18 protein-coding genes are annotated in these 18,070 nt (G+C 57.7%); 7 read left to right on the top strand and 11 right to left on the bottom strand.

All coding sequences use genetic code 11. The features are described 5' to 3' along the window. Positions 1–2: 2 nt before the first annotated feature. Positions 3–1,037 (bottom strand): L-rhamnose/proton symporter RhaT, encoded by a 1,035-nt coding sequence (rhaT, locus tag ACOI7D_RS24155; RefSeq protein WP_023291524.1) that lies wholly within the window; start codon positions 1,035–1,037, stop codon positions 3–5. Between the two features lie 289 nt (positions 1,038–1,326). On the opposite strand from rhaT, the gene sodA reads away from it, so the two are divergent. Together sodA and yiiM are read left to right on the top strand one after the other, a co-directional pair. Then, positions 1,327–1,947 (top strand): superoxide dismutase [Mn], encoded by a 621-nt coding sequence (gene sodA, locus ACOI7D_RS24150; RefSeq protein ID WP_004203668.1) that lies wholly within the window; start codon positions 1,327–1,329, stop codon positions 1,945–1,947. Positions 1,948–2,019: 72 nt separating this feature from the next. Then, a complete protein-coding gene (yiiM, locus tag ACOI7D_RS24145; RefSeq protein ID WP_109546770.1) occupies positions 2,020–2,694 on the top strand; it encodes a 6-hydroxyaminopurine reductase in 675 nt (224 codons plus the stop codon). A gap of 92 nt (positions 2,695–2,786) precedes the next feature. Here the strand turns inward: yiiM and cpxA are convergent, their stop codons facing one another. Both cpxA and cpxR read right to left on the bottom strand, forming a co-directional pair. Continuing rightward, positions 2,787–4,160: an envelope stress sensor histidine kinase CpxA gene (gene cpxA / locus ACOI7D_RS24140; protein WP_008807874.1), complete on the bottom strand. Its 1,374-nt coding sequence runs from the start codon at positions 4,158–4,160 to the stop codon at positions 2,787–2,789. Beyond that, the gene (gene cpxR, locus ACOI7D_RS24135; RefSeq protein ID WP_004203671.1) at positions 4,157–4,855 is read right to left on the bottom strand and encodes an envelope stress response regulator transcription factor CpxR; all 699 of its coding nucleotides are present in this window, start codon (positions 4,853–4,855) and stop codon (positions 4,157–4,159) included. Before cpxR ends, cpxA begins: the two co-directional genes overlap by 4 nt. 149 nt (positions 4,856–5,004) lie before the next feature. On the opposite strand from cpxR, the gene cpxP reads away from it, so the two are divergent. From cpxP to pfkA, 3 genes are all read left to right on the top strand, one after another. Next, complete coding sequence (cpxP, locus tag ACOI7D_RS24130; protein WP_049013705.1) at positions 5,005–5,508, top strand: cell-envelope stress modulator CpxP; 504 nt, start codon at positions 5,005–5,007, stop codon at positions 5,506–5,508. Between the two features lie 158 nt (positions 5,509–5,666). After that, positions 5,667–6,569 carry a CDF family cation-efflux transporter FieF gene (gene fieF / locus ACOI7D_RS24125; RefSeq protein ID WP_008807873.1) on the top strand — a complete coding sequence of 301 codons (903 nt, stop codon included), beginning with the start codon at positions 5,667–5,669 and terminating at the stop codon, positions 6,567–6,569. Positions 6,570–6,765: 196 nt separating this feature from the next. Then, on the top strand, positions 6,766–7,728 hold the full coding sequence (pfkA, locus tag ACOI7D_RS24120; protein WP_002882911.1) for a 6-phosphofructokinase: 963 nt from the start codon (positions 6,766–6,768) through the stop codon (positions 7,726–7,728). 61 nt (positions 7,729–7,789) lie between these two features. On the opposite strand, the gene rraA is transcribed toward pfkA, so the two are convergent. From rraA to priA, 7 genes are all read right to left on the bottom strand, one after another. After that, positions 7,790–8,275 carry a ribonuclease E activity regulator RraA gene (rraA, locus tag ACOI7D_RS24115; RefSeq protein WP_002882913.1) on the bottom strand — a complete coding sequence of 162 codons (486 nt, stop codon included), beginning with the start codon at positions 8,273–8,275 and terminating at the stop codon, positions 7,790–7,792. 92 nt (positions 8,276–8,367) lie between these two features. Continuing rightward, entirely contained in the window at positions 8,368–9,288 is a 921-nt protein-coding gene (gene menA / locus ACOI7D_RS24110; RefSeq protein ID WP_004203673.1) for a 1,4-dihydroxy-2-naphthoate polyprenyltransferase, read from the bottom strand. Between the two features lie 69 nt (positions 9,289–9,357). Continuing rightward, positions 9,358–10,692: an HslU--HslV peptidase ATPase subunit gene (gene hslU / locus ACOI7D_RS24105; protein ID WP_002882917.1), complete on the bottom strand. Its 1,335-nt coding sequence runs from the start codon at positions 10,690–10,692 to the stop codon at positions 9,358–9,360. A 9-nt stretch (positions 10,693–10,701) separates the two neighbouring features. Next, positions 10,702–11,232 (bottom strand): ATP-dependent protease subunit HslV, encoded by a 531-nt coding sequence (gene hslV, locus ACOI7D_RS24100; protein WP_002882918.1) that lies wholly within the window; start codon positions 11,230–11,232, stop codon positions 10,702–10,704. Positions 11,233–11,323: 91 nt separating this feature from the next. Continuing rightward, positions 11,324–12,289 carry a cell division protein FtsN gene (ftsN, locus tag ACOI7D_RS24095; protein WP_071997579.1) on the bottom strand — a complete coding sequence of 322 codons (966 nt, stop codon included), beginning with the start codon at positions 12,287–12,289 and terminating at the stop codon, positions 11,324–11,326. A 93-nt stretch (positions 12,290–12,382) separates the two neighbouring features. After that, entirely contained in the window at positions 12,383–13,411 is a 1,029-nt protein-coding gene (gene cytR, locus ACOI7D_RS24090; RefSeq protein WP_004203676.1) for a DNA-binding transcriptional regulator CytR, read from the bottom strand. A 150-nt stretch (positions 13,412–13,561) separates the two neighbouring features. Beyond that, entirely contained in the window at positions 13,562–15,757 is a 2,196-nt protein-coding gene (priA, locus tag ACOI7D_RS24085) for a primosomal protein N' (RefSeq protein ID WP_044520924.1), read from the bottom strand. 252 nt (positions 15,758–16,009) lie between these two features. Here priA and rpmE point away from each other — a divergent pair, with 252 nt between their 5' ends. Then, positions 16,010–16,222: a 50S ribosomal protein L31 gene (gene rpmE / locus ACOI7D_RS24080; RefSeq protein WP_002882922.1), complete on the top strand. Its 213-nt coding sequence runs from the start codon at positions 16,010–16,012 to the stop codon at positions 16,220–16,222. Between the two features lie 101 nt (positions 16,223–16,323). On the opposite strand, the gene metJ is transcribed toward rpmE, so the two are convergent. Next, on the bottom strand, positions 16,324–16,641 hold the full coding sequence (gene metJ / locus ACOI7D_RS24075) for a met regulon transcriptional regulator MetJ (RefSeq protein ID WP_002882924.1): 318 nt from the start codon (positions 16,639–16,641) through the stop codon (positions 16,324–16,326). A gap of 267 nt (positions 16,642–16,908) precedes the next feature. On the opposite strand from metJ, the gene metB reads away from it, so the two are divergent. Next, entirely contained in the window at positions 16,909–18,069 is a 1,161-nt protein-coding gene (metB, locus tag ACOI7D_RS24070; protein ID WP_004203678.1) for a cystathionine gamma-synthase, read from the top strand. The last annotated feature ends 1 nt before the right edge of the window (position 18,070 follow it).

Here is an 18,070-nt window from a genome sequence, read left to right as displayed (position 1 = left end):
GCTTAACTGGCCATGCCCAGACCGACGATGTTGGCGGCGATGATGATCACCACGCAGCCGAGGCTCAGGACGCTCACCGGACGACGACCGGCGTTGTTCCACTCTTTCAGCACCAGACCCACCAGACCGCCGCACAGTACGTAGAAACTCATGTGCAGCATCCAGCTCATATAGTCATACTGCGCCGGAATGCTGGCGTGGCCCCAGGCATAGAAGAAGAACTGGAGATACCACATCAGGCCGCCGAGGGCGGAAAGCAGCAGGTTGCTGATGATGAGCGGTTTGGCCAGTGAGAAATCGGCTTTGACTGACAGGGTCTTCACTTTCGCCAGACGAATAAAGCAGAAGCCAAGGTTGACCAGCGCCCCGCCGCCCATAATCACCACGTAGCTTGGCAGCGCCGCATATAACGGGTCGACGCCGAGCGCCGCGGCGGCATCATGCATCGGTTTGGCGGCGTTCATCGCGAACGACATCCCTGCCGAGAAGATACCGCACATCACCGCCAGCAGAAGCCCTTTCTTCAGATTGAACTCTTCGGCTTTGATGCCCATTTTGCGCTCTTTCAGCTGGCCCGCGCGGGTGACGATGCCAACGCCAACCACCGCCACCAGCACGCCGAGCAGCGTCATTTGACCGCCCTGGGTGTGCATCAGCACCGAAAACTGACCGTTAATAATCGGCGTCATCAGCGTACCGACAATCAGCGTGATGCCAATGGCGATGCCAATCCCCATCGACATGCCGAGATAGCGCATGGTCAGGCCATAGTTGATATTACCGATGCCCCACATGGCGCCGAACAGAAAGACCGGCAGCAGCGTGGAGGCGTTAAAGGAGCGGTAGTAGGCCCAGAAATCGGGTAACAGGGTGGCGCTGATGGCCCAGGGCAGGATCAGCCAGGAGACGATCCCCCCGACCGACCACATGGTTTCCCACGACCAGTGTTTTACTTTCTTGAACGGGGCATAGAAACAGGCGGCACTGGCGGCCCCTATCAAATGCCAAAAAATACCCATCGTAATCGCGTGGTTCATTGATTTTATCCTCATCTTTTTTTATCGGAGACGGCGGCTTCCGATGCGATGAGTGTAAAAATTAGCCGCTTTGGCCGCCTTCAGGACGTTGCCACAGGATGGCGAACTCTGGCAACCATGGGCTTAATTAGTTGTTCTACATCACAAAACGACGGGTATTTCTTCTGGTTATATCCATATGAAAAATACGGCATTGATAAGCATTTTCAATACCATTTAATTAACTATAATGGACAAACTGCTTACGCGGCGTTAACACTTGAGCCGCTCGACAATAATGGAGATGATTATGAGCTATACCCTGCCATCCCTGCCGTACGCTTACGATGCTCTGGAACCGCACTTCGACAAGCAGACGATGGAGATCCATCACACCAAACACCACCAGACCTACGTGAACAATGCCAACGCCGCGCTGGAAAGCCTGCCGGAGTTCGCTAACCTGTCCGCTGAAGAGCTGATCACCAAGCTGGATCAGCTGCCGGCTGACAAAAAAACCGTACTGCGTAACAACGCCGGCGGCCACGCGAACCACAGCCTGTTCTGGAAAGGCCTGAAAACCGGTACCACCCTGCAGGGCGACCTGAAAGCGGCTATCGAGCGCGATTTCGGCTCTGTGGACAACTTCAAAGCGGAATTCGAAAAAGCCGCTGCGACCCGTTTCGGTTCCGGCTGGGCGTGGCTGGTCCTGAAAGGTGACAAACTGGCCGTTGTCTCCACCGCAAACCAGGATTCCCCGCTGATGGGCGAAGCCATTTCCGGCGCTTCCGGCTTCCCGATCCTGGGTCTGGACGTGTGGGAACACGCTTACTACCTGAAATTCCAGAACCGTCGCCCGGACTACATCAAAGCCTTCTGGGACGTGGTGAACTGGGACGAAGCTGCAGCGCGTTTTGCCGCCAAAAAATAAGGTTGCAATGTGCTAAGAGAGAAGCGAGTCTGATGGCTCGCTTTTTTTATATCGGTAGCAAGGAGAGCAGACATGCATTATCCGGTGAATGTCTTTGTCGGCAAAATCAGGGACTACACGGGCAGTCGTCCCAGCGCGATCGGCAAAATCCAGGTTGACGGCGAGTTGCAGCTCGGCGATCTCGGTCTCGAAGGGGATGAGCAGGCGGAGAAGAAAATACACGGCGGGCCGGACCGCGCGCTGTGTCACTATCCGCGCGAACACTATGCCGACTGGATCCGTGAATTCCCCCAGCAGGCCGATCGGTTCTGCGCCCCGGCGTTCGGCGAAAACCTCTCCACTACCGGCCTCACCGAACAAAACGTCTACATTGGCGATATCTTTCGCTGGGGCGAGGCGCTGATCCAGGTCACCCAGCCGCGCTCTCCGTGCTTCAAGCTCAACTTTCATTTTGCGATCGGTGATATGGCGCAGCTGATGCAAAACAGCGGGAAGACCGGCTGGTTGTACCGGGTGATCGCCGGGGGGCAAGTCTCCAGCGATGCGCCGCTCGAACTGGTCTCTCGCCTGAGTGATGTCAGCGTCCGTGAGGCCGGGGCGATTGCCTGGCATATGCCGTTTGATGACGATCAGTACCACCGCTTATTGTCGGCAGCGGGCCTGTCGGTGAGCTGGAGCCGAACCATGCAGAAGCGGCGTTTAAGCGGCAAGATCGAGGATAATTCACGGCGATTGTGGGGGAAATAGCGCTCCCGTGCGCTTTCCCGGATGGCGGCGCGTTGCGCCTTATCCGGGCTACCCGTTTCGAACCCGGCCTGGCGAAGCGCAGGCCGGGAGAATCAGGTCCGCTTATACAGCGGCAGCCAGAGGGTTAAGCGCAGACCGCCCAGCGGGCTGTCGTCGGCCTTCACCCAGCCACGGTGCTGCTGAATAGCGGTTTCGACAATCGCCAGCCCCAGGCCGGTGCCGCCGGACTCGCGGTCGCGCGCCTCGTCGGTCCGGTAGAATGGCCGGAAAATCTGCTCGCGATCCTCCGGGCTGACTCCCGGGCCGTCGTCATCGACGTTAACCGTAATCCCGTCTTTATCCACTGAGAAGCTGACGGAAATCTTGGTGTGCGAGTAGCGCAGGGCGTTGCGGACGATATTCTCCAGCGCGCTTTCCAGCGCATTGGGGTTACCGTACAGCGGCCACGGACCCGGCGGATACTCAACGGTGAACGATTTACCCATCTGCTCGGCTTCAAACGCCGCGTTGTCCAGCACTTCGCCCCACAGCTGATTGGCTTTAACCGTCTCGCTCACCAGGGCGTTTTTCGCCTGATTGCGCGACATCACCAGCAGGTCGTTGATCATGCTGTCCAGCCGGTGCGCTTCAGTTTCGATACGCTCCAGCTCTTTGCTCTCACCGCTGCGGCGGCGCAGCAGGGCGGTGCCCAGCTGCAGGCGCGTGAGCGGCGTGCGCAGCTCGTGCGAGATATCGGACAGCAGCCGTTGCTGGCTGGTCATCATCCGCTCCAGGGCCGTCACCATCTGGTTAAAGCTGGCGCCGGCGGCTAAAAACTCCTGCGGTCCGGCTTCCAGCTCCGGATGCTGCCGCAGGTTGCCCTGGGCGACCTCGTCAGCGGCATTTTTCAGCTTACGCGCCGGTTTCGCCAGGCTCCACGCCAGCCACAGCAGCAGCGGGGCGCTAACCAGCATTGTGACGATCAGCAGCAGCAGCGGCCGGTCAAACAGCAGGTTGATAAAGTCGGATTGTGAGGTGCTGGCGGGACGGATCAGATACAGCTGATAGTTATCCTCCCCATCCCTGACGGAGAACGGGCCCACCATTTCCAGGCGGCCATAGCGTTTTTTCTGCGGATGATCGGCGTTATCGGCCTGGCCGATAAAGTTGCGAATGATCTGCATCTCGTTGCGTTCTGCGCCGATCACGCGGCCTTCGCTGGTGACCAGCAGCAGGCGCTGACCCGGAGGCGCCCATTTATCGATGGCGCGAAACAGACGACGCCACCACATCAGGTCGTTTGGCGGATCGTTGGCCAGCTCGGCCTCGACGTGCTGCTCGATCATGATGCCTTGACGCTGCTCGCTTTCCAGCAGCTCGGTCATCTGCCGGGAGTCCAGTTTGGGCAGCATCAGCACCAGCATCAACACCAGCGCCAGCGTGAGCCAGAAGATGGCGAAGATGCGTGCAGTCAAACTTCCAATCATGAAGCGGAAACCATCAGATACCCGCGGCCACGCAGCGTTTTAAACCACGGATGGCCATCTTTGCGCTCCGGCAGCTTACGCCGCAGGTTGGAAATATGCATATCGATGGCGCGGTCGAACGGCGTCAGGCGCTTGCCTAACACTTCCTGGCTTAAATGTTCGCGTGACACCACCTGGCCGAGATGCTGCGCTAACAGATAGAGCAGGGTGAACTCGGTGCCGGTGAGCTCCAGCGTCTGGCCATCGAAATTGGCTTCCTGACGGCCCGGATTGAGGCTTAAGGCATCCACTTCCAGGGTCGGCGAGCCGGCTTCGGTCGTCTGCTGCTGTTCGCTCCAGTGGGAACGGCGCAGAATCGCGCGTATACGCGCCACCAGTTCGCGATCGTTGAACGGCTTAGGCAAATAGTCATCTGCGCCCAGCTCGAGGCCGAGAACGCGATCCAGCTCGCTCCCGCGCGCTGTTAGCATGATAACCGGAGTCTGGTGTGTCTGACGCAGCTCTTTAAGCGTATCGATACCGTTTTTCTTCGGCATCATTACGTCGAGCAGCAATAAATCAATGCTGTCGTCCAGAAGGGCCAGCGCCTGTTCCCCATCATGGGCCACCAGCACGTTAAAACCTTCCATATCGAGCAGCTCTTTTAACAGGGAGGTGAGCTCCCGGTCATCATCAACTAACAGGATTTTATTCATTGTTTAAATACCTCCGAGGCAGAAATTACGTCATCAAGGCCCGCTAATCCATGACTTTACGTTGTTTTACACCCCCTGACGCATGTTTGCAGCCTGAATCGTAGACTGTCTCTCGTTGAATCGCGACACAAACGTTTTGGGAGTATGTGATGCGCAATGTTATCGCTGCCGTCATGGCCTCAACGCTGGCGCTAAGTGCATATAGCCAGGCCGCTGAAGTCGTTACCAGCGTTAACTGGCTCCCCGGAGACGAAGGGGGACAGCGCGGTAGCCAGAGCCATATGTTTGACGGCATAAGTTTAACCGAGCAGCAACGTCAGCAGTTACGGGATCTTATGCAACGGGCACGCCACGACAGGCTCCCCGTTAATGTTAGCGAAATGGAGACAATGCATCGCCTTGTCACCGCAGAAAATTTTGATGAAAACGCTGTGCGCGCTCAGGCAGAAAAGATGGCGCAGGAACAGGTTGCTCGCCAGGTCGAGATGGCTAAGGTCCGCAACCAGATGTTCCACCTGCTTACGCCAGAGCAGCAAGCGGTTTTAAATGCTAAGCACCAGCAACGTATGGATCAGTTGCGTGAGGTTGCAAGGACGCAGAAAGGCTCAGCGATGATGCTTTCGAGTAGTAGCAACACCCTGCAACCCCAGTAACAAACCCTGTTTTCCTTGCCATAGACACCATCCCTGTCTTCCCCCACATGATGTGGGGGTTTTTTTTGCCCTTTTTTCGGCAAATCAACTTCTTCGCCTGTCCCGTGAGCGTCACCAGTTCAGGTTATACTAAGCGCAGTGCAGGAGAAGGAGCCTATATGAATCAATCTTATGGCCGGTTGGTCAGTCGCGCCGCTATCGCTGCGACGGCGATGGCCTCCGCGTTACTTTTGATCAAAATTTTTGCGTGGTGGTATACCGGTTCAGTCAGTATTCTGGCCGCGCTGGTGGATTCGCTGGTGGATATTGCCGCCTCGCTGACCAACCTGCTGGTGGTGCGCTATTCGCTGCAGCCTGCTGATGAAGAACATACCTTTGGCCACGGCAAAGCGGAGTCGCTGGCGGCGCTGGCGCAAAGCATGTTTATCTCCGGTTCGGCGCTGTTTCTGTTTCTTACCGGTATTCAGCACCTGGTGCGTCCGGAGCCACTACAGGCTGCCGGCGTCGGGGTTGTCGTCACGTTGATTGCCCTGTTCAGCACGCTGGCGCTGGTGACCTTCCAGCGCTGGGTGGTGCGAAAAACCCAAAGCCAGGCGGTGCGGGCGGATATGCTTCATTATCAGTCTGATGTTATGATGAACGGCGCCATTCTGGTGGCGCTGGGCCTCTCCTGGTACGGCTGGCATCGCGCCGATGCGTTGTTTGCCTTAGGAATTGGCATCTATATTTTATATAGCGCGCTGCGGATGGGCTATGAGGCGGTTCAGTCGTTACTCGACCGCGCTTTGCCTGACGAGGAGCGTCAGGACATTATCACCATCGTGACCGCATGGCCCGGCATCCGCGGGGCGCACGATCTACGAACGCGGCAGTCAGGGCCGACCCGCTTTATTCAGATTCATTTGGAAATGGAAGATAACCTCCCGCTGGTGCAAGCCCACGTGATTGCAGACCAGGTGGAGCAGGCGATTCTGCGCCGTTTCCCGGGTTCCGATGTCATTATCCATCAGGATCCCAGTTCTGTGGTGCCGGCGGCGCAGCAGGGCTTTTTTGAGCGTTAGGTTATAGTCTGTAAACTCGATGTAAAAATGTGGGTCAGCTCGGCATTTTTTGTATAAATTACCGCCGTTTGGTCTGACCTGAATCAATTCAGCTTGAGGCGTTTGATATACTATTGTCATTAGCGTCGTGCACTCCTGGTGAGGGAGCGCTTCAGGCAACAGAATTATTTTTTGCTTCCTAAGTTCAGAGGTAGTCATGATTAAGAAAATCGGTGTGTTGACAAGTGGCGGTGATGCGCCGGGCATGAACGCAGCAATTCGTGGCGTTGTGCGCGCGGCATTAACGGAAGGTCTGGAAGTTTTTGGAATCTATGACGGTTACCTCGGCTTGTACGAAGACCGTATGGTTCAGCTCGACCGTTACAGCGTTTCCGACATGATCAACCGCGGCGGCACCTTCCTGGGCTCCGCTCGCTTCCCGGAATTCCGCGAAGAACACATCCGCGCAGTGGCTATCGAAAACATGAAGAAGCGTGGCCTGGACGCGCTGGTGGTTATCGGTGGTGACGGGTCCTATATGGGGGCGATGCGCCTGACCGAGATGGGCTTCCCGTGCATCGGCCTGCCGGGCACCATCGACAACGATATCAAAGGCACTGACTACACCATCGGCTTCTTCACCGCTCTGAGCACCGTGGTGGAAGCGATTGACCGTCTGCGCGACACCTCCTCTTCGCACCAACGTATCTCCGTGGTGGAAGTGATGGGCCGTTACTGTGGCGACCTGACTCTGGCGGCGGCGATTGCCGGCGGCTGTGAGTTCATCATGGTGCCGGAAGTGGAATATACCCGTGACGATCTGGTAGCGGAAATCAAAGCCGGCATCGCGAAAGGGAAGAAACACGCTATCGTGGCGATCACCGAGCACATGTGCGACGTTGACGAGCTGGCAAGCTACATCGAGAAAGAGACCGGCCGTGAAACCCGCGCTACCGTCCTCGGCCACATTCAGCGCGGCGGTTCCCCGGTTCCTTACGACCGTATCCTGGCTTCCCGCATGGGCGCCTATGCGATTGAGCTGCTGCTGCAGGGCCATGGCGGCCGTTGCGTCGGCATCCAGAACGAGAAGCTGGTGCACCACGACATCATCGATGCCATCGAGAACATGAAGCGTCCGTTCAAGAACGACTGGCTGGATTGCGCGAAGAAACTGTACTAAGTTACGCGCCGGATAAACAAAAGGCCTTCTCATGGAGAAGGCCTTTTTTATGGCGCAAGGTTTATTCGATATCCAGCGGGTCTTCCGACAGAATCATCCCGGTGTTATCGGCATACAGATGGTCGCCGCTGAAGAAGGTCACGCCGCCGAAATTGACGCGCACGTCGCTTTCGCCGATGCCTTCGCCAGCCGCGCCGACCGGAATGGCCGCCAGCGCCTGGATGCCGATATCCAGTTCCTCAAGGTCGTCAACCTGGCGCACCGCGCCATAGACCACCAACCCTTCCCATTCATTCTGTACGGCCAGACGCGCCAGGTCAGCGTCAATTAACGCGCGTCGTACTGAGCCGCCGCCGTCGATCAGGAGAATATGACCACGGCCATTCTGCTCGAGCAGATCGTAGAGCAACCCGTTATCCTCGAAACATTTTACCGTAATGATCTGTCCACCAAACGACGACCGTCCTCCAAAGTTAGAGAACAGCGGTTCCACGACGTTGACATCTTCCTGGTAGATGTCACAAAGCTCGGAAGTATCGTATTTCATAGGCTTAACGTTCAGTTGCTGCGAGAGTTTTTAGTATATCCCGCGAATCGCATTGTTGGCAAAATCATCAATTGTTAATTGATATTTGTCAGTTAAGCCGCCAGCTTACTGGCAATAATCCCGATAACAAACAGCAGGTTGGTCAGTAAAGCCCCTTTGACCGTCTTTTCGAGCATCGGCCGCATCGCCAGCGGATCGGATTCGCGCAGGACGTAACGCGCCTGTTTGACCAGCAGCGGCGTGGCGAGAATAAACAGCCAGCCCCAGGCAGAATGCAGCGCCAGCAGGTTAAACAGCGCCAGACACAGCAGGGCGCCGAGCAGCAGGCAGGCATGATAGCGGCGGGCATTGACCGGCCCCAGGCGCACGGCGAGGGTGTTCTTCCCGTTCTGCCGGTCGCTGTCGATATCACGCAGGTTATTGATGTTCAGTACGGCGGTCGCCAGCAGACCGCAGGCCGTTGCCGGCAGAAAAATGGCCGCTTCCACATTGTGGGCTTGCAGATACCAGCTGCCGAGGACGCTCAGCCAGCCGAAGAAAACGAGTACCGAAATATCACCGAGGCCAATATAACCATACGGGCGGGTGCCCACTGTGTAGGTGATGGCGGCCACGATCGACAGGCCACCCAGCGCGAGGAAACCGATGAAATCGCCGACGCTCTGCCAGGCGACGCACAGTAGCGCCAGACCAAACAGACAGATCAGCGCGACGGTGACAATCAAGGCGCGCTTCATCTGCTGGGGGGTAATCACCCCTTTCTGCATCCCGCGCAGCGGCCCGATGCGGTCCGGTTTATCGCTCCCCTTGACCGCGTCGCCGTAGTCATTGGCGAGGTTGGAAAGAATTTGCAGCAAGCCGGCGGTGATCAGCGCCAGCAGGGCGACCCAGGGATCAAAATGCCCCTGCTCCCAGGCAAGGACGGTGCCAACAATAATCGCGGCAAACGCCAGCGGTAACGTTTTAGGACGCAGGCTTTCCAGCCACGCCTGAGAACGGCTGATATCAGTCATAGTTATTTTAGCCAATAAAAATGGGGGCGATAGCCCCCATCAACAGTGATGAAAATGCATTGCACCGGATTATAGGATAAAACGGCTCAGATCTTCATCTGCCACCAGAACATCCAGGTGCTTACTCACATATTCGGCATCGATAGTGACGGTCTGGCCGTTCATCTCGCTGGCATCATAGGAGATATCTTCCACCAGGCGCTCCAGCACGGTGTGCAGACGGCGCGCGCCGATGTTCTCGGTGGTTTCGTTTACCTGCCATGCGGCCTGAGCGATACGCTTGATACCGTCTTCGGTGAATTCGATATTCACCCCTTCGGTCGCCATCAGCGCCTTGTACTGCACGGTGATGGAGGCGTTCGGTTCGGTCAGGATGCGCTCGAAGTCATGGGTGGTCAGCGCCTTCAGCTCAACGCGGATCGGCAGACGCCCCTGCAGTTCCGGGATCAGATCGGACGGGCTGGCCACCTGGAACGCGCCGGAGGCGATAAACAGGATGTGGTCGGTCTTGACCATCCCGTGCTTGGTGGAGACGGTGCAGCCTTCCACCAGCGGCAGCAGGTCGCGCTGTACGCCTTCACGGGAGACGTCCGGGCCGGAGGTGTTGCCGCCGCGCTTACAGATTTTGTCGATTTCGTCGATAAAGACGATACCGTGCTGCTCAACAGCGTCGATGGCTTCCTGCTTCAGCTCTTCCGGATTGACCAGTTTGGCCGCTTCTTCTTCAATCAGCAGCTTCATCGCGTCTTTGATTTTCAGCTTACGCGGTTTCTGCTTCTGGCCGCCGAGGTTCTGGAACATGGACTGCAGCTGGCTGGTCATCTCTTCCATGCCCGGAGGGGACATGATTTCAACGCCCATCGGCGCCGCAGCGAGATCGATTTCAATCTCTTTATCGTCCAGCTGGCCTTCACGCAGTTTCTTACGGAACGCCTGGCGCGCCGCAGACGGTTCCTGCGACGGCTCAGTCTGGCCCCAGTTGTTCTTCGCCGGTGGGATCAGCACGTCAAGCACGCGCTCTTCCGCCAGCTCTTCCGCGCGGTAACGGTTCTTATCGATGGACTGCATACGAACCATTTTGATCGCCGCATCGGTCAGATCGCGGATGATAGAGTCCACTTCTTTACCGACATAGCCCACTTCGGTGAACTTCGTCGCTTCAACTTTAATAAACGGCGCGTTGGCCAGTTTCGCCAGACGACGAGCGATTTCGGTTTTACCGACGCCGGTTGGGCCGATCATCAGAATGTTTTTCGGCGTGACTTCATGACGCAGCTCTTCGTTAAGCTGCATCCGGCGCCAGCGGTTACGCAGGGCGATAGCAACAGAACGCTTGGCGGCGTCCTGGCCGATAATGTGTTTGTCCAGTTCGCTGACAATTTCGCGTGGGGTCATTTCAGACATGGGAGATCCTTACGCTTTAGAAGGTAATTCTTCGATGGTGTGGAAATGGTTGGTATAGATGCAGATATCGCCTGCAATATCCAACGCTTTCTCGGCGATATCGCGCGCGCCCATATCGGTGTTTTCCAGCAGCGCGCGGGCCGCGGCCTGGGCGTAAGGACCGCCGGAGCCGATAGCAATCAAATCGTTTTCCGGCTGTACCACGTCACCGTTACCGGTGATGATAAGCGACGCGTTTTCGTCCGCGACGGCCAGCAGCGCTTCCAGCTTGCGCAACATCCGATCGGTTCGCCAGTCTTTAGCCAGCTCAACGGCGGCCTTCACCAGATGGCCCTGGTGCATTTCCAGTTTGCGTTCAAACAGTTCGAACAGCGTGAAGGCGTCGGCGGTGCCGCCAGCGAAACCGGCAATCACTTTATCGTTGTACAGACGACGCACTTTTTTCACGTTGCCCTTCATTACGGTGTTGCCCAGCGTGGCCTGGCCATCACCGGCAATAACAACATGGCCGTTACGGCGAACACTTACAATTGTAGTCACGAGCAGACCCCTTGGTTGCAAAAGCGGAACAGGGGCCCCGCGCTGTCCGCGGGGCCGAATGCAATTATAGATGGGGGGGATTTTGAGGGTTTCAACCCCTGGCGGCGAGACGAATGCAGTTCGCGTGTCCAGCCATCTTCAGGCGGGTGATCATCTCGTTGGCGCTTTCTTTGCCTTTCAGCGGGCCAATGACCACGCGGTTCCAGCCGTTGTTGGTGGTGATGTGCGAGGCAAACCCTTCGAAAGCCAGCTGAGCGCGGACGGTTTCGGCCTGCTCGGCGCCTTTAAAGGAGCCGCACTGGATCATCCAGCTACGATCGTCTTTTTTCTCGGCGGTCGTTTTCGGCGCTTCCTCCACTCGAGTCACCGGCGCGGCGGCCTGCGCGCGCGGCTGCGTAGTCGTAGTGTGCGCCGGCGTCTGCAGCAGATCCTGGTACGGCTGCTGGTTTGACGCGGTCTGCTTCGGCTGTTGCTGCTGGACCGGCTTCGGCTGCTGAACGCGCGGCGGCTGCTGCACGGTCTGCTGCTGAGTTTGCGCCCACTGTTGCTGTTGCGCCTGCTGCTGTTGCTGCGCTAAACGCTGGCGCTGCAGCGTCTGCTGGCGCTGGGCCGGCGTTTGTTCGTTCCACGGCACTTCGGTCAGCTGAGTCGGCTGTTGACGCATATCGGCCTGCATCTGGGCCAGCAGCTGACGCTGTTCGTCGGTCAGTTGCTCCGGTTTCATCACTTCGCCGCCGGCGGTCGGTTCGGTCGGCGCGCGAACGCCCGGCTGGCGGCTTTCCAGCTCTTTAATATAGCGCCAGCGCTCTTCCGGTTTTGGCGGCAAGCCGTTGCCGGCGGCCTGGCGATTTTGCATCGCTTCCGCTTCTTCTTTCTTATGGTGCGTAATGAAATAGAGTCCACCGATAAAGGCCACCAGCACAGCCGCCGCGATCGCCACCATAGCCGGTGAAATTGCCGGGAGGCTGCTTTGCTTATTCCTTGAGCTTCGGGTAGTGCTCTTTTTGCGCCGCGAAGAAGCCGGTTGGCTGCGGCGTACATAATCTCGTTGTGCCACTATCGTTTCGCTGTCTTATATTCGTTCGTCAGCCCGCCATGTTACTTAAGCGGCGGGCCTTTGACCAGAAGAGCAGGCCCGAAAGCCTGATGGTTATCGTCTGATTTTTTGCGTACTGCCGCGAACAATCAGTTCGCAATCGAGCAGGCGCGAGCCGCTGTTCACGTTATGACCCTGCATTTGCTCAAGTAATAGCAGCATTCCTTCACGGCCGATATCAAAACGCGGCTGTGACACGGTGGTCAATGGCGGATCGCAAAATTCAGACAACGCGATGTTATCGAAGCCGACAATCGACAGGTCGTCCGGCACTTTCAGACCGCGGCGTTTCGCCAGCGATAAGGCGCCCAGCGCCATCACATCGCTATGGCAAAAGACCGCGGTGGGCGGTACCGGCTGCGACAGCAGCTGCTCCAGCGCATTGGCGCCAGCTTCGAAGGTAAAGTTGCCGCGAGCGATATAGTGCGGATCAACGGTGATACCGCTGCGGCGCAGCGCCTGCACGTAACCCTGCAGGCGATAATGGCACAGCGGCATATCTTCCGGGCCGGCGATGCAGCCGATACGCTGGTGTCCCAGCTCGTGAAGATAGTTTACCGCGTTAAAAGCCGCCGTCAGGTTATCGATGTGGACGGTGGGCAGCTCCAGCTCCGGCGCGAACTCGTTCGACATGACCATCGGCGGCAAATTACGCTGCTCTTCCACGCTGGCGTCAAACGGCAGGCGCGAGCTGAGCAGCACCATGCCGTCAATCTGCTTGGTGATGATAAGGTCGATAAAGGTTTTTTCTTTCTGATTCTGGTGGGCGCAATCGCCGATTAACACCAGATATCCGTGCTCGGCGGCAGTGACTTCAATACCGCGGATCACTTCGCTAAAAAAGGGATCGCAGATATCCGGGACGATCACGAGGATCGTCCGCGATTCGTTGCGCTTCATATTGCGTCCGAGCGACTGCGGTAAATAGCCGACTTCCAGCGCCGCCTGCTCGACCCGGTTACGGGTGGCTTGCGACACCTTATCAGGGTTCATCAACGCTCGGGACACGGTTGCCGTGGAAACGTTTGCCTTTAAGGCGACGTCTTTCATGGTGGCGGCAACCACTTGTTTTTTGGGCTTCACCTGGTTTCTCCTCGCTGAATGGCGCTGGCATTTCCCTTGCGCGCTAACTGCTGCATCATTTTTATCAGATAGTCGCGGCAGTGAGTTACAGAATTTTCATGAAAAACGTGATGCTTGTTAAATTTTTCGATCCGGCTCGCAAGAGAAGGCTTACCCTTCAATAGGATCGACATCCAGCACCCACTTCACTTTTTTCGCCTCCGGCAGCGTATTGATCAGCGCCAGCGTACCGCTGACGATATGCTGCAGGCGTACCCGCGAAGGATGCTGCAGCAATATCTGCCACCGCCAGCGGCCGCCGCGCTTCGGCGCCAGCGCCGGAACCGGACCGAGCACCCATAGCTTGTCGTCGGCCAGCGGACTGGCCTGCAGCAGATTGCGCAGCTGTTGTAAAAACAGCGGCGCCTGCTGGTTGTTATGGTCTTCCGCACGAATCAGCACATGGCTGGTCCACGGCGGTAGCTGCATTGTCTGCCGCTCTGCCAGCGCCTGTTCGGCGAAGGCGTCGTAGCCTTTATACAGCAGGGTCTGCAGCAGAGGGTGTTCAGGATGGTGGGTTTGCAGGATCACTTCGCCCTGTTTTCCTGCCCGTCCCGCTCGCCCGGAGACCTGGGTATAGAGCTGAGCGAAACGCTCGGCGGAGCGGAAATCCGCGGAAAACAGCGCCCCGTCGACGTCCAGCAGGGAGACGAGGGTGACGTCCGGGAAGTGGTGGCCTTTGGCCAGCATCTGGGTGCCAATTAAAATACGCGCCCCGCCGCGATGGACGGCGGCGAGATGCTCCTCCAGCGCCCCTTTGCGGCTGGTGGTATCGCGGTCGATACGCGAGATAGGCACGTCAGGGAACAGCGGCGCCAGGGCCTGCTCCAGCTGTTCGGTGCCGATACCCACCGGCACCAGGTGCGTGGAGCCGCAGGAGGGACATTGGCGCGGGATAGGGCGCTGACTGTCGCAATGGTGGCAGCGCAGATGGTGCTGCGCCTGGTGCAACGTGTAGTAGCTGTCGCAGCGCGGACATTCCGCTATCCAGCCGCAGTCGTGGCACAGCAGCGCTGGCGCAAAGCCGCGGCGGTTAAGAAACAGGATCACCTGGTTATCCGCCTGCAGATGCTGGCGCATACGGTTAATCAGCGCGGGAGACAGACCCGCCTGCAGCGGTTGCCCTTTGAGATCGAGCACGTGCTGCTGGGCAGGGCGCGCATTGCCCGCGCGTTTGCTTAAGGTTAACTGGCGGTATTTGCCCTGGCGGACGTTATGCAGGGTCTCCAGCGCCGGCGTCGCCGAGCCGAGAATAATCGGGATCTGTTCGCTGTGGGCGCGCCATACCGCCAGGTCGCGGGCATGGTAGCGCCAGCCCTCCTGCTGCTTGTAGGAGCTGTCATGCTCTTCGTCGATAACGATGACGCCGAGGTCTTTAAACGGGGTAAACAGCGAGGAGCGGGTGCCGATCACAATGGCCGCTTCGCCGTTTTTCGCCTTCAGCCAGGCCGAAAGACGTTCGCTGTCATTGAGTCCGGAGTGCAGCACTTCCACCGGCGCGTTAAAGCGCTGGCGGAAGCGGGCGATGGTCTGCGGCGTCAGACCGATCTCCGGCACCATCACCAGCGCCTGGCGCCCCTGCGCCAGCACATTCTCCAGCACGCTCAAATAGACTTCCGTTTTCCCTGAGCCGGTAATACCCGCCAGCAGCCAAGCGGAGAAGCGATCGGCGGCGCTGTGGATCGCCCCGACGGCGGTGGCTTGCTCGGTATTAAGACGCAGGCGTTCGCCGGCAACCGAATACGCGCTGCGCCAGTCGATGAGGGCGGGCGCTTCGCAGGCCAGCTCCGCCAGCCCTTTGCCGCGCAGCGCCTGCAGCGCCGCTTCATTAAATTCCAGTTCGCCAACCTGATGACGCCAGATTTTTCCCTGGCGCAGCGCCGCCAGCGCCTGCTGCTGCTTCGGCGAGCGTTTCAGACCGTTAAGGTCGACGGCCTGCCCCTGCTCGGTGGCGAACCAGTACCACAGCGGCGTCGCGCTGGCGGGTTTGCCCTGGCGCAGCAGAATGGGCAGCGCATGGAACAGCACATCGCCAATCGGATGATGGTAATACTCAGCCGCCCACATCAGCAGCCGCCAGACGGTACCGGAGAAGACCGGTTCGTCGTCCAGCGCTTCCGCGACCGGTTTTAGCTCGTCCAGCGGCAGCTCGCTGCGTTCGCTGACCGCCGCGACAATACCGATCCGCTCCTGTTTGCCGAACGGCACCCGCACCCGACAGCCCGCTTTGACCGCCATGCCTTCAGGCAGCAGATAGTCAAAAGTGCGCGGTAGCGGAACGGGTAGGGCAACGTGGGCGACGGGCATGTCATCTTCCTGACTTGAAATCTGGCGGGATAGTATACACATTACGATAAGGCGGCGCGGATCAGTTTGCATATGCTGGTCAAATTCTGTATGATTCGCCGCCTTTGATGCGCTTTATATCGCATTGAAGATTGACCATTACCGCGTGCTTCACGCTGTCAGCAGCGTAGAGGGCGACGGGAAATTACTAATATCGCGTGGTGTCTGGCGTTAGGGCTGGAAGAGCGACGCGGCCTTAACTGAGGTTCTCCCATGAAAAAAGGTATTCACCCAAATTACGACGAAATTACTGCTACCTGTTCTTGCGGTAATGTCATGAAAATCCGCTCCACCGTAGGTCACGACCTGAACCTCGACGTGTGCGGCAAATGCCACCCGTTCTTCACCGGCAAACAGCGTGATGTTGCTACCGGTGGCCGTGTTGACCGCTTCAACAAGCGCTTCAGCATCCCGGGCAGCAAGTAAGTTGCCAGAAGAAGCCGCCTCAGGGCGGCTTTTTTGTGTCTCTCGCCTGCCTGGGCGGGAAAGAAAAAGGGCGGAAGCACGCTTCCGCCCTTTTTATCGTCTCAGTATTCCCACGTATCCGGGTCGATACCTAGTTCACGCATAATCGCTTTCGCCGCTTCCGGGATCTCATCGCTGCGCTCTTTACGCAGGTCTTCATCGTTAGGCAACGGTTGTCCGGTAAAGGCATGCAGGAACGCTTCGCACAGCAGTTCGCTGTTGGTCGCGTGACGCAGGTTATTCACCTGACGACGCGTGCGTTCATCGGTGAGGATTTTTAACACCTTCAGAGGAATGGAAACCGTAATTTTCTTTACTTGCTCACTCTTCTTACCGTGCTCAGCGTATGGGCTGATATATTCGCCGCTCCATTCAGCCATGAGATACCTTAATCCTCTGTTTATTAGTGAAGGGCCAGAATATTCCGCCCGGGCTATAATCGCGCGTAGTTTACCGTATGCGCAGGCTTTCTGACATGAGATAAGCCGCCGCCGACGTGCGCTAATGCATATAATTTTAACGGCTATTTGCACTTTGCTCAATCTATACGCAAAGAAGTTTAGATGTCCAGATGTATTGACGTCTATTGTGACAATGTTTACTCTGGAGCCTGACTTTTCACCGATTCAGCCCAGGAACTTCCCAACATGACGCGTAAACAGGCCACCATCGCAGTGCGTAGCGGTTTAAATGACGACGAGCAGTACGGTTGCGTTGTCCCGCCGATCCACCTCTCCAGTACCTATAACTTCACCGACTTTAATGAACCTCGCGCTCACGACTATTCCCGCCGCGGCAACCCGACGCGTGATGTGGTGCAGCGCGCTTTAGCGGAGCTGGAGGGCGGCGCTGGCGCGGTGCTGACCAATACCGGTATGTCGGCGATCCTGCTGGTGACGACGGTGTTCCTTAAGCCTGGCGATCTGCTGGTGGCGCCGCACGACTGCTACGGCGGCAGCTACCGTCTGTTCGATAGCCTGGCGAAGCGCGGCTGCTATCGCGTTCAGTTCGTCGATCAAAACGATGAGCAAGCGCTGCGGGCGGCGCTGGCGGAAAAACCGAAGCTGGTGCTGGTCGAAAGCCCAAGTAATCCATTGCTGCGGGTGGTGGATATTGCGAAAATCTGTGGTCTGGCGCGCGAAGCCGGGGCGATCAGCGTGGTCGATAACACCTTCCTGAGTCCGGCGCTGCAAAACCCGCTGGCGCTGGGCGCCGATCTGGTGTTGCACTCCTGTACTAAATACCTTAATGGTCACTCTGATGTGGTGGCCGGGGTGGTGATTGCCAACGATCCGGCGACTGTCACCGAACTGGCATGGTGGGCGAATAACATTGGCGTCACCGGCAGCGCCTTCGACAGCTATCTGCTGTTGCGCGGGCTGCGGACGCTTTCTCCACGCATGGAAGTGGCGCAACGTAATGCCCTGGCGATCGTCGAGTATCTGAAAACCCAGCCGCTCGTGAAAAAGCTGTATCATCCGTCGCTGCCGGAAAACCAGGGGCATGAAATTGCGGCGCGTCAGCAAAAAGGTTTTGGCGCAATGTTAAGCTTCGAGCTGGACGGTGACGAGCAGACGCTGCGCCGCTTCCTGAGCGGGCTGTCGCTGTTTACACTGGCGGAATCGCTGGGGGGCGTTGAAAGCCTGATTTCCCATGCGGCAACGATGACGCATGCCGGCATGGCGCCTGAAGCGCGTGCCGCCGCCGGAATTTCAGAAACGCTCCTGCGTATTTCGACCGGTATCGAAGATGGTGAAGATTTAATTGCCGACCTGGAAAATGGCTTCCGGGCAGCAAACGAGGAATAAA

Source organism: Klebsiella sp. C360 (assembly GCF_048822415.1).
Classification (GTDB): Bacteria; Pseudomonadota; Gammaproteobacteria; order Enterobacterales; family Enterobacteriaceae; genus Klebsiella; species Klebsiella quasipneumoniae.
The sequence above is the reverse complement of the archived record's forward strand: the minus strand, read 5'-3'. Positions and strand labels throughout refer to the sequence as shown.

What these genes read in the sequence shown, in the direction of transcription:
- rhaT (WP_023291524.1), bottom strand. Translation starts at nt 1,037, where the DNA reads ATGAACCACGCGATTACGATGGGTATTTTTTGGCATTTGATAGGGGCC.
- sodA (WP_004203668.1), top strand. Translation starts at nt 1,327, where the DNA reads ATGAGCTATACCCTGCCATCCCTGCCGTACGCTTACGATGCTCTGGAA.
- yiiM (WP_109546770.1), top strand. Translation starts at nt 2,020, where the DNA reads ATGCATTATCCGGTGAATGTCTTTGTCGGCAAAATCAGGGACTACACG.
- cpxA (WP_008807874.1), bottom strand. Translation starts at nt 4,160, where the DNA reads ATGATTGGAAGTTTGACTGCACGCATCTTCGCCATCTTCTGGCTCACG.
- cpxR (WP_004203671.1), bottom strand. Translation starts at nt 4,855, where the DNA reads ATGAATAAAATCCTGTTAGTTGATGATGACCGGGAGCTCACCTCCCTG.
- cpxP (WP_049013705.1), top strand. Translation starts at nt 5,005, where the DNA reads ATGCGCAATGTTATCGCTGCCGTCATGGCCTCAACGCTGGCGCTAAGT.
- fieF (WP_008807873.1), top strand. Translation starts at nt 5,667, where the DNA reads ATGAATCAATCTTATGGCCGGTTGGTCAGTCGCGCCGCTATCGCTGCG.
- pfkA (WP_002882911.1), top strand. Translation starts at nt 6,766, where the DNA reads ATGATTAAGAAAATCGGTGTGTTGACAAGTGGCGGTGATGCGCCGGGC.
- rraA (WP_002882913.1), bottom strand. Translation starts at nt 8,275, where the DNA reads ATGAAATACGATACTTCCGAGCTTTGTGACATCTACCAGGAAGATGTC.
- menA (WP_004203673.1), bottom strand. Translation starts at nt 9,288, where the DNA reads ATGACTGATATCAGCCGTTCTCAGGCGTGGCTGGAAAGCCTGCGTCCT.
- hslU (WP_002882917.1), bottom strand. Translation starts at nt 10,692, where the DNA reads ATGTCTGAAATGACCCCACGCGAAATTGTCAGCGAACTGGACAAACAC.
- priA (WP_044520924.1), bottom strand. Translation starts at nt 15,757, where the DNA reads ATGCCCGTCGCCCACGTTGCCCTACCCGTTCCGCTACCGCGCACTTTT.
- rpmE (WP_002882922.1), top strand. Translation starts at nt 16,010, where the DNA reads ATGAAAAAAGGTATTCACCCAAATTACGACGAAATTACTGCTACCTGT.
- metJ (WP_002882924.1), bottom strand. Translation starts at nt 16,641, where the DNA reads ATGGCTGAATGGAGCGGCGAATATATCAGCCCATACGCTGAGCACGGT.
- metB (WP_004203678.1), top strand. Translation starts at nt 16,909, where the DNA reads ATGACGCGTAAACAGGCCACCATCGCAGTGCGTAGCGGTTTAAATGAC.